The organism is Thioalkalivibrio thiocyanoxidans ARh2, assembly GCF_000385215.1.
Lineage (GTDB): Bacteria > Pseudomonadota > Gammaproteobacteria > Ectothiorhodospirales > Ectothiorhodospiraceae > Thioalkalivibrio > Thioalkalivibrio thiocyanoxidans.
The window spans coordinates 1-8026 of record NZ_ARQK01000015.1 but is presented as its reverse complement, the minus strand read 5'-3'; the positions used below and the strand labels follow the sequence as shown (position 1 = coordinate 8026).

Genomic DNA, 8026 nt, shown 5'->3' with positions numbered 1-8026 from the left:
TACACGCTCGCGCTCGAGTCGCTTTTGCGTGCGAACAAGGCGCGGCGACTGCCGTGCAGTCATTCTGCACAAGGGAGCCGCAACGCCGTGCGCGCGCAAAAGCGGCCGAGCCCCTGCATTGAGTGGCTTGTGGGGTTGGTACCCCAAGTTCCCCGATCCAGCGTTGCGCCGCTTGCGGGTAGAACCACTACCCGCTGCACGGCGCGCCTTGTCTCGAAGAACCTGGGGTACCAACGCGAGTGTGTACATGGATCAGTGTTTCCTATTGGGCTTTAGAGGTCCTTGAGGGTGCCCTTGGGCATGACCTGTTGAACCGACTGCTTCTGTACGGCCACATTCACGCCATTGGCGATATCCACCTTGATGAAGTTCTCGCCCACCTCGGTAATCGTGCCGGCGACGCCACCGTTGGTGACAACTTCGTCACCCCTGGACAGCGACTCCACCATCGACCGATGCTCTTTCGCGCGCTTGCTCTGCGGGCGAATGATCAGGAAGTACATGATCGCAAAGAAGATCAGGATCATGATCAGGAACTCGATCATGCCACCACCGGCGGCACCGCCTTCCTGGGCATGCGCTGCAGAAATCAGAAAATCCATCGAAACACTCCCGTGTATAACTAGTCAGTCAGGGGCCCGAGCCAAGCGCTCGTCCCCCGCGAGACCCGTGACCGGGCTCGCGAAAATTGCCGCGCGGATTATGGCACAGGCGGCACTTGCATGCCGCGTCGACCATAGAAATCGGAGACAAACTCCTGAAGGACCCCGGCTGCAATCGCTTCACGCAGCCCGCGCATCAGGTCCTGGTAGTAATGCAGGTTGTGGGTCGTCGCCAACCGCGAGCCCAGGATCTCGTTGCATTTGTCGAGATGCTTCAGGTAGGCCCTTGAATAATTTCGGCACGTATAACACCGGCACTCGGGATCGATCGGGCCCGTGTCGTCGCGAAAACGGGCATTGCGGATCCGCAAGACCCCCTCGCGCGTATACAGAAAGCCGTTACGTGCATTGCGGGTGGGCATCACACAGTCGAACATGTCGACACCGCGGCGCACGGCCTCGACGATGTCCTCGGGTCGCCCCACGCCCATCAGGTAGCGCGGCCGGTCCTCGGGCAACAATGGCAAGGTCACGTCCAGGGTTGCGAGGCGTTCGTCCTCCGGCTCCCCTACCGACAGCCCGCCAATCGCATAGCCGTCAAAGCCAATCGCGCATAGCTCCGCAGCGGATTCGCGGCGCAGGGCGGGATACATCCCGCCCTGCACAATCCCGAACAATGCAGCTGGATTGTCGCTATGCGCCTCACGGGATCGGACTGCCCAGCGCAGTGATAGTTCCATCGACGCACGTGCCTCACTCTCGGTTGCAGGATACGGCGTGCACTCGTCGAAAATCATCACGATGTCGGAGCCTAGTTCTCGCTGGATCTGCATCGAGGACTCTGGTGTCATCAACACGCGCGATCCATCCACCGGCGACTGGAAGCGCACGCCCTCCTCGCTGATCCTGCGCATCTCGGCCAGCGAGAAGACCTGAAACCCGCCTGAATCGGTCAGGATCGGCCCGTCCCAGTGCATGAAATCATGCAGGTCACCGTGTGCCCGAATCACCTCGGTACCCGGCCGGAGCATCAGGTGGAACGTATTGCCCAGGATGATTTGCGCCCCCAGCGCGCGCAGTTCCTCCGGCGTCATCGCCTTCACCGTCCCGTAGGTCCCCACGGGCATGAAGGCTGGCGTCTCGACCTCCCCGCGCGGGAAGCGCAATCGCCCTCTACGGGCCGCGCCATCCTGGCCCAGGTGTTCAAACTCCATTGCGTTCCTCCCGAACACTCGGCGGCAGATCCCCTGGATCGCCCGGTGCCAGCCACATGGCGTCGCCGTAGCTGAAAAAGCGATAGCGATTCGCCACCGCGTGGGCATAGGCATCCAGGATGCGCCGGTACCCCGCAAAGGCCGCCACCAGCATCAGGAGGGTGCTCTGCGGCAGGTGAAAGTTCGTCACCATCCGGTCCACCACGCGAAAGCGATATCCGGGCTGGATAAACAGCCGGGTTTCGCCCTGAAACGGTTGCAACTCACCCCCGACCGCGGCCGTCTCGAGCGATCGCACGCAGGTCGTTCCCACAGCCACCACACGCCCGCCGCGCGCCTTGCAGGCCGCCACGGCCGCGCAGGCCTCCGGGCCCACCTCCAGCCACTCGGCGTGCATCTCGTGACGGGCCGTATCGTCCACCTTGACCGGCTGAAACGTTCCCGCCCCGACGTGCAGCGTCACCGTGGCGGTCTCGACCCCGTGGGCACGCAGACGCTGTAACAGTGCGTCATCGAAATGGAGACCGGCCGTCGGTGCCGCCACCGCACCCTCCTTGCGCGCGAATACCGTCTGGTAACGCTCGGCATCGCTGCCTTCGTCCGCCCGCTCGATGTAGGGCGGCAGCGGGATGTGCCCGTGCTGTTTAAGCAACGGGAGCATGTCGCACTCGCCCAGCAGCCGCAGCCGAAAAAACGGCCCTTGGCGATCCACCACCTCGACGGAAAAAGCGTCCGCCAGATGGAGACGCGTGCCGGGTTTGGGCGCCCGACTGGCACGGACCAGAGCCAACGCCTGTGACGCGGACTCGATGCGCTCCACCAGCACCTCGACCTGACCACCGCTTTCCTTCTGCCCGAACACACGCGCCGGGATCACACGGGTGTCATTCAGCACCAGGAGGTCACCGGGTCGCAGCAGTGATTCGATCGCGCCAAACGCGGCATCTTCCGGCTGCTCCTCCTCCAGTACGAGCAGACGAGAACCGGCCCGCTCGGGCAACGGATACTGGGCAATCAACTCCTGTGGGAGCTCGTAGTCGAAATCGGAAACACGCATGGAGCGCGATCCTACCACGCGCCGCCCCCGCGAATACGGATCGGCCGAAACGCGATCGCCCTTGCCACACCCCGCTCGTGCGCTACACTAGCGCCTCGAAAGCCGGGATGGTGGAATTGGTATACACGGCGCACTCAAAATGCGCTGGCTTCGGCCTTGTGGGTTCGAGTCCCACTCCCGGCACCACCTGTTTGTTCGGGCCTGGCGATGGGCCCGAAACCGCGCACCTGGCCGGTGTAGCTCAGCTGGTAGAGCATCTGATTTGTAATCAGAGGGTCGCAGGTTCGACTCCTGTCGCCGGCTCCATATTGTGTACACAGCAAAAGGGCCAGCCGACGTGGCTGGCCCTTTTCTTGTCTGCATTCCCGTGGAGCGATTAACGGAAGATGCTGTCGTGCCGTGCTTCAGTCATCTCCGGGGCATCTGCGGGGCACACCGCTTCCGGGTCGATCCGAGCTGCGTCATCCACTAGCCCGAGGTCCGCAGCCGTCGGCATGTCGCCACGCGAGATCTCGAGATACTCAAGCAGTCGACCCAGCCCATTCAGCGCCCGCGCCTTGGCGATCTCCATGTCGTGCTGGGCATTCACATAGGCCCGGCTCGCCTCGAAGTGCTCGTTTTCCGTGTCGAGCAGGTCCAGGAGGCTGCGCTGGCCAATCCCGAACTGCTGGCGATACGCGGTGCGCACCCGGTCGGACGAGTCGCGATGCTGGCGCAGGAAGCGCAGCTGGCTATCCAGCGACCGAATGTCGTTGTAGGCCACCGAGACCGTCTGGCGCACGTTGCGGCAGACCGCTTCCTGCTCGTCGCGCGCCTGGTTGAACTCCTCGGTAAACTGGCGCACCCGCGCCTGGTCGGTGCCGCCGCGGAACAGATTCCAGGTCATTACCACCATCGCCGAGGTGTCATGGATCCGGATGTCCTCGCGTTCCAGGACGTCGTTCTCGTAGGCATGACGCAGCTGTAGATCCACCCGGGGGTGGAAGGCCGAGCGCGCGACGTTACGCTGCTCCTGCGCCGCCTCCATGTTCCGCAGCGAGGCGAACATCGCCGGATTCTTGGTGATGGCTTCGGTCAATGCCTCCTGAGCCGTCCCAGGAATCGGTTCGTCGGAGAACGTACCCACCAGGTCCACGCGATCGTCGCCGGGCATTTGCCCCACGACCCGGTAGTACCGCGCATTCACGTCGTGAAGATTCTGTCGCTCGGTCAGGAGATTGGACTCGGCCAGCGCCAGACGGCCGGAGGCCTGCTCAAGATCGACACCGCGGCCGACCCCGCGCTCGGTCTGGTCCACGATCTGGTCGTAGACCTCTTTGTGCGCATCGTAGTTTTCCTGCGCCAGGTCCACCAAAGCGCGCTGACGCTGCACGTCGGCGAAAGCCCGCACCGCTTCGAGTGCAATCTCCTCGGTGGCCTCGCGCAATTCGAAGTAGCGAACCCGCTCGATCTCGCCCAGGCGTTTTACCTCGCTCGCCGTCTCGAAACCGTCGTACAGCATCTGCGTCAGCGTAACGTCGACACCGCGCGGGTTACGCGAAAACGAATTGAAATCATCATCGCTGGAGCGCTGGCGCTGATAGCCGGCGCGAGCGTTCAGATCCACCTCGGGCAGGAAGCGCCCGCGCGCGCCCGACTGTTCCTCACCGGATGCGCGAAAGGCGTGCCAACGCGACTGGACCTCCGGGTTGGAGAGTACCGCTTCCATCGCTGCATCACGCAGCGGTTCCGGGGCCTCGGCCTGTGCCGATCCCCCCACCACCATCGCCACAGCCGCCGTCAGGGCGAGCAGAGCACTTCTCCCGCCCGCGGGCCTCATTCCGTTCATCATTGTTGTCCTCCCAAGAAACCTGGACGCTTGCGCCGTTACTCGTCGAATCCGCTTGTCGCCCGGACGAACCGCTTATGCGTGCCTCACACCTGAGAACGATAGGCCTAAGCCTATGCCTGCGCAATCAATATCAATTGTGTCACATAACGGACAGCAAACGCCTTGTAAAGCGAGAATCCGTACACAGGTCTACGCTAGCAATAAATGTATCTGGCATTCCAGACAGGCGTAGCCCATCATTCGGTGAGTAGCACATTTTTCAGCCACCGGAGGGCACGCCTTAGTGCTTGGCATCTGGCCCCGCAATCCCGCCCGATTTATTCGGCACGCGAGCCTTGTGCTCTTGCTGTGTGCCGGGGCGTGGATGCTGGGCTCCGGCCATGCCGGTCTCGACGACCTTGTCCAGCTCGAGCAGGTGGCCGCCGAACGCTACGGACCGGATACGGCGGAGCGCGTCCGGCGCTGGCGAGAACTCCTGGAGGACCTCGCCGATGAAGACGAACAGACCCAGATCACGCGGGTGAACGAGTTTTTTAATCGCAAGCTGCTCTACCAGGATGACCAGGTCACCTGGGGTAAGGAAGACTTCTGGGCCACGCCCCTGGAGGCCCTCGACAAGGGTGCGGGGGACTGCGAGGACTACTCCATCGCGAAGTACGTCAGCCTGCGCAAACTGGGCATCCCCGACGAACGCCTGCGGCTCTTCTACGTGCGCGCCCGTCTGGGCGGACCGGACAGCAACCTGAGCCAGGCCCATATGGTCCTGGGATATTTCACCGACCCGCGTGACGAACCGCAGGTACTGGACAACCTGGTTACCCGAATCGAAACCGCCTCCCAGCGCGACGACCTGACGCCGATCTTCTCGTTCAACAGCGAGGGACTCTGGCCCGACGGACAGGAACAGTCGGCCGCCGACCCCACCGCCCGCCTGTCACGCTGGCGCCGCGTCCTGGAACAGCTGGACGAATACGGCCTTGATCTCGCCCGACCCATTAACTGACCCCGGAATGAGGGCCCAGCCATGACGCTGAGAAAACAACTCTGGATCGCCGTCGCCATCATCATGCTGCTGGCGTTACTGGTCAGCATCGTGGTCAGCACCCTGTCGGCAAGAAACTATCTGGCACAGCAGCTATTAACCAAGAACATCGACAACGCCGCATCCCTGGCCCTGTCGCTCTCCCAGCTGCCCAAGGACGAGACCACGGTCGAACTGCAGATCGCTTCGCAGTTCGACACGGGCCATTACCGGCACATCCGGCTGGTGGACCCTACCGGCGAGCTCATGATCGAACGGCGAAATCCCGAACCACCCCAGGGCGTACCCGACTGGTTTGTGAAGCGCCTCGCCTTCAACGTGCGCCCCGGCGTGGCCCACGTGTCCGATGGCTGGTCTTCGTTCGGGACGCTGATCGTGGAGAGCCAGACGAACTACGCCTACGAGGCTTTGTGGGAAGGCACGCTGCGCCTCACCGCCATCTTTGCCGGCGGTCTGCTGATTATCGGTCTGCTTGGATCGTTCCTGCTTGGCCGGCTGATACGGCCGCTGAACCAGGTGGTGGAGCAAGCCGAGGCGGTCGGCGAACGCCGCTTCGTCACCACCCCCGAACCCCGCACCTGGGAGTTCCGGGCACTGGTCCGGGCCATGAATCGGCTCACCGAGCATGTCCGGATGATGCTGCAGGAGGAGTCAAGCCGACTGGAACGCCTCAAAAACCGACTGCAACATGATGATGTAACGGGACTTCTTACCCGGGAGGCGTTCCTGAATCGCTTCCAGGCGACACTCGACAATCGTCATAGTGGATCCGCGGGAAGCTTTGTTCTCTTGCGTATCACTGACCTGCCCGAGCTCAATCAAGCACTCGGACATGCCAGCCTCGACGAACTACTGGCGCGTATTGCCGGGGTCATCGAGCAACAGGCCACGCTCACGGACTACGGAGCCGCCGGCCGGCTGAAGGGTTCGGATATCGCAGTCTTTGGTGACGGGATCACCGACAGCCGACGCTTTGCCGAGTCTCTGCTGACGGCCATTCGCGCAGAACTGGGCAGCCAGGCACCGCGAGCCATGGCCCTCCACCTGGCAGGGACGCCCTACCGCTCCGACGACACCACGGGAGAGGTGCTGAGCCGCGTGGACCAGGCCCTTGCGCGTGCGGAACTGGAGCCGGGGGACTCCATTGCCGAAGAGCCCCACGCGGTCCTGCCCCACGCCAACCAGAACGAATGGCGCTCCGCAATCACTCTCGCCCTGGCCACCCACGGCGTGGAACTAGCGCGGTTCCCGGTGATGGATGCCGATCAGGAATTAATGCATCACGAAGCACCGATGCGTCTCATCCTCGATGGCGAATCGCGCCCGGCCGGCTACTTCATGCCCTGGGCCGTACGCCTGGATCTGATTCGTCAACTGGACGATGCCGTACTCGACAAAGCCCTGGAACAGCTGCAGAGCCCCGGTGAGCGTCTTGCCATCAACCTCTCCGTCGACAGTCTGCGCGACACCGACTTTCGGCAACGGCTCGAATCACGTCTGGCTGGAAACCCCGAGGTGGCCGGCCGCCTGTGGCTGGAATTTCCGGCCCGAAGCGCACTGGCCCACCCGGCCGAGCTGCGTGACCTGTGTCGCGTCGCCCGTGTAACGGGTTTTGTGGTCGGCCTGGAACACGCAGGCCCCGAGGCCTTCCGCTCGCACGACCTCACCGCGTACGGACTCCATTACGTGAAGTTGCAGGCCTCGCTCATCCAGGGTGTCCACCGTTCCGCCGAGACTCAGGCGCTGATCCGTGGGCTGTGCACCCTCGCGCATTCCATCGGCATCCTGGTCATCGCGGAAGGCTGCGACAACTCCGACGACATCAAGTCCCTGATGGAACTCGGGATCGACGGCGTCACGGGCCGCGCCGTACAGTCCCTGAACGCCTGAGCACTCCCCACAAAAAGGCCCCGCCTGCCAAGGCGGGGCCTCAAACAGCCAGCCAGCCTGGCCGGCGTTATTGATCGATGGTCAGATGGCCGTTTTCGATCAGGGTCTGGATGAAGTCCCAGGACGAGTCAAAGCCGTTCATGCTCACTCCCTCCAGCGTAATCGCATGGTCGGCTCCACCGTTGTCACTGCCCATCGTCCCCGACGAGCTCACATGCAGCACGGTGTGCTCACCCTGCGGCTCGGCCGACAGGAACTGATCCAGCGTCTCCTGGCTCGCTGCCGAAAGCAGATCCCCCAGGGTGATCTTGGCGCCGGAAGCATCCGTGTCCAGGCTGAACCCCTGAATCACAAAGCGGGCGGGATCATCCGTGGTGCCCTGGCCACCTT

At 63.1% G+C, this 8026-nt stretch carries 7 protein-coding genes and 2 tRNA genes; 4 read left to right on the top strand and 5 right to left on the bottom strand.

The genetic code is table 11. The annotated features are described in order from the left end of the window. Positions 1 to 272 precede the first annotated feature (272 nt). The 3 genes from yajC to queA form a co-directional block, all read right to left on the bottom strand. On the bottom strand, positions 273 to 602 hold the full coding sequence (gene yajC / locus G372_RS0100325) for a preprotein translocase subunit YajC (protein WP_018864244.1): 330 nt from the start codon (positions 600 to 602) through the stop codon (positions 273 to 275). 98 nt (positions 603 to 700) lie between these two features. Beyond that, positions 701 to 1816 (bottom strand): tRNA guanosine(34) transglycosylase Tgt, encoded by a 1116-nt coding sequence (tgt, locus tag G372_RS0100320; RefSeq protein ID WP_018864243.1) that lies wholly within the window; start codon positions 1814 to 1816, stop codon positions 701 to 703. After that, the gene (gene queA, locus G372_RS0100315; RefSeq protein ID WP_019624192.1) at positions 1806 to 2873 is read right to left on the bottom strand and encodes a tRNA preQ1(34) S-adenosylmethionine ribosyltransferase-isomerase QueA; all 1068 of its coding nucleotides are present in this window, start codon (positions 2871 to 2873) and stop codon (positions 1806 to 1808) included. Before queA ends, tgt begins: the two co-directional genes overlap by 11 nt. Positions 2874 to 2974: 101 nt before the next feature. Here queA and G372_RS0100310 point away from each other — a divergent pair. Together G372_RS0100310 and G372_RS0100305 are read left to right on the top strand one after the other, a co-directional pair. Beyond that, positions 2975 to 3059, top strand: a tRNA-Leu gene (locus G372_RS0100310). Between the two features lie 44 nt (positions 3060 to 3103). Then, positions 3104 to 3179, top strand: a tRNA-Thr gene (locus tag G372_RS0100305). Between the two features lie 70 nt (positions 3180 to 3249). Here the strand turns inward: G372_RS0100305 and G372_RS0100300 are convergent. Continuing rightward, the gene (locus G372_RS0100300) at positions 3250 to 4704 is read right to left on the bottom strand and encodes a TolC family outer membrane protein (RefSeq protein WP_483027331.1); all 1455 of its coding nucleotides are present in this window, start codon (positions 4702 to 4704) and stop codon (positions 3250 to 3252) included. 337 nt (positions 4705 to 5041) lie between these two features. Here G372_RS0100300 and G372_RS0100295 point away from each other — a divergent pair, with 337 nt between their 5' ends. Both G372_RS0100295 and G372_RS0100290 read left to right on the top strand, forming a co-directional pair. Continuing rightward, positions 5042 to 5707: a transglutaminase-like cysteine peptidase gene (locus tag G372_RS0100295; protein ID WP_026278995.1), complete on the top strand. Its 666-nt coding sequence runs from the start codon at positions 5042 to 5044 to the stop codon at positions 5705 to 5707. 21 nt (positions 5708 to 5728) lie between these two features. Then, a complete protein-coding gene (locus tag G372_RS0100290; protein ID WP_019624191.1) occupies positions 5729 to 7636 on the top strand; it encodes a bifunctional diguanylate cyclase/phosphodiesterase in 1908 nt (635 codons plus the stop codon). Between the two features lie 67 nt (positions 7637 to 7703). Here G372_RS0100290 and G372_RS13430 read toward each other — a convergent pair. Beyond that, the coding region (locus tag G372_RS13430) for a type I secretion C-terminal target domain-containing protein (RefSeq protein ID WP_038095562.1) at positions 7704 to 8026 on the bottom strand (323 nt) is incomplete at its 5' end.